Consider the following 1,910-nt stretch of genomic DNA (forward strand, 5'->3'; position numbering starts at 1 on the left):
GAAGTGCTTGCGAGGGCACGAGCTCATCAGCGACATCGGGGGTCGCAACAAGCGGATCCACCGCGAGCGAGCCAAGAGTTCGCTGATCCACGAAGGCAATATCGAAGCGTCCGGCTGGCCCTTCCACGCCGATGCGGATGCGCAAGTGTCGGTCATCCACCGCGCCGGGCCCAGGCAGGAGCATTTGGCCACTCATGCCGAGGTGCGTCATGAGCGCCCGAGGCGCCGACCGAGACGCAACAGCCGGCGAGCCCGCTGAGGACGCGCCCTCCGCAAACGGCACCCACAAAAGCTTCCCGCGCCGCCGGGGCTCTGCAAGGGCAGCGCCCTCAAGCTGCGCCACAAAGTCAGCCGCGCCACCGCGAGCCGCCGCAAGTTCCGGCAGCGCCGTTTTCGGATCAAGCGCCGCGCCAAGGCGCGACACCTCTTCAAACTTCGGCGTCACCAAACACAGCACGAGATCCCGCGCTTCCTCGTGCCCATCGGAGAGGTACGCAGCTGTGCGCGTGGCCCTCGCCGTAAGTCACAGCTCCGGCGCTACCCCAGCCACCGCCTTGCTTTGCCTGCGAGATAGATTCCGAGACCGTAGATCGCGTGGGCACGGACTGTTCGAAGCCGCGCGGTAGCCGGTTCGGGGGTGTTCGATGCTGCGACGCCGAGCCCCCAGGCAGGCTGCATGAGGAACCAGGGTGCGGCACACGTCACGAGCCCCATACCCATAGCGGGCAGGAACTTCGGCTCGTCCATCCAGTCACGATCCAAGGCAGCCAACGCGACGACGAACCCCGAGCCGATGGCGTAGTGGGCAAGCAGGCCGAGTTCGTGCTCGTGCTTCACCGGCTCTGCCGCCGTGATCGAGTCGTGGACGATACGCCCTCGACCCATGTGCCCGATCCAGCGCGCAACGAGATCGTAATTCAGTGGCGGCACACCCGTGCTCCGGCGAATCACCTCAGCTCCAAGATCCATCACGACCGTCGCTCCCACTCCGATGAGGGCAGCCTGGGCGAGTTCGTTACTGTTCATGTCTTCCTCCTCGACGTTGCAGACTGAGCATCAGCGGCCGCACCCGTTTCAGCAAGATTCCTTGCCGAAACAGGGATGGCCCCTCTAGCGTCGGAGGCATGGACTCCCTCCCGTCGATCGCCGCCACCCTCGACGAGATCCCCGGACGTCTTCGGCGGCGGCGCGAGCGCAAGGACATGTCGCTCGCAGAGCTCTCGCGACTCACGGGCATCTCCAGCAGTACCCTGTCGCGCTTGGAGAGCGGCCAACGCAAAGCCAGCCTAGAGCTGTTATTGCCGATCGCGGCGGCGCTGTCGATCTCGCTTGACGAGCTCATTGCTCCGCCCCGGGTGACCGACCCGCGCATCATCGTCAAGCCACAGCTCGTCGCGGGCCGCACCTTTGTTCGCCTGTCCCGGGAACCGCACGACCCGCAGGCGTACAAGCTGACGATTCCGAGCAGTGCGGAGACGCCGATCTTGCGCAGCCACGAGGGGTACGAATGGCTCTATGTGCTGAGTGGCCAGCTACGGATCCTTCTCGGAGAGCAGGATCTCGTGCTCTCGGCGGGCGAAGCGGCCGAGTTCGACACCCAAATTCCCCACTGGTTCGGCGCCCACGGCAAGCGTGCCGTCGAGCTCATCACGATGTTCAGCAAGCACGGCGAGCGCGTCCATCTGCGCGCGTCCCAGACCGGACGGTGACACTCACCGCAACCGCTGGCACTTCGGACAGAAGTGTGAGTTGCGGTTTTGGAACTGCTCTCGGATGAGGGCTCTGCCGCAGCGGTCACACGGCTTTCCGCGGCGGCCGTAGGCGTGGAGGCTGTGGGCGAAGTAGCCAGCCTGACCGTTCACGTTGACGTATTGCGCGTCGAAGGAGGTTCCGCCCTCCGCAAGGGCTTT

Annotated in this window: 4 protein-coding genes; 1 reads left to right on the forward strand and 3 read right to left on the reverse strand. The window is 65.3% G+C overall.

Translation table 11 applies throughout. From position 1 onward, the window contains the following. Nucleotides 1–445, reverse strand: a 445-nt coding sequence (locus ZAL01S_RS09600; RefSeq protein ID WP_280465131.1) for a DNA-formamidopyrimidine glycosylase family protein, incomplete at its 3' end; no start/stop codon positions are given. A 92-nt stretch (nucleotides 446–537) separates the two neighbouring features. Beyond that, complete coding sequence (locus ZAL01S_RS09605) at nucleotides 538–1,026, reverse strand: DUF2938 domain-containing protein (protein WP_066082615.1); 489 nt, start codon at nucleotides 1,024–1,026, stop codon at nucleotides 538–540. Between the two features lie 98 nt (nucleotides 1,027–1,124). Here ZAL01S_RS09605 and ZAL01S_RS09610 point away from each other — a divergent pair, with 98 nt between their 5' ends. Next, a complete protein-coding gene (locus tag ZAL01S_RS09610) occupies nucleotides 1,125–1,709 on the forward strand; it encodes a helix-turn-helix domain-containing protein (RefSeq protein WP_066082616.1) in 585 nt (194 codons plus the stop codon). A gap of 3 nt (nucleotides 1,710–1,712) precedes the next feature. Here the strand turns inward: ZAL01S_RS09610 and ZAL01S_RS10040 are convergent. Then, nucleotides 1,713–1,910, reverse strand: a 198-nt coding sequence (locus ZAL01S_RS10040) for a zinc finger domain-containing protein (RefSeq protein WP_280465133.1), incomplete at its 5' end; no start/stop codon positions are given.

The sequence above is a fragment of the [Zimmermannella] alba NBRC 15616 genome, assembly GCF_001570905.1.
Taxonomy (GTDB): Bacteria; Actinomycetota; Actinomycetes; order Actinomycetales; family Microbacteriaceae; genus Pseudoclavibacter; species Pseudoclavibacter albus.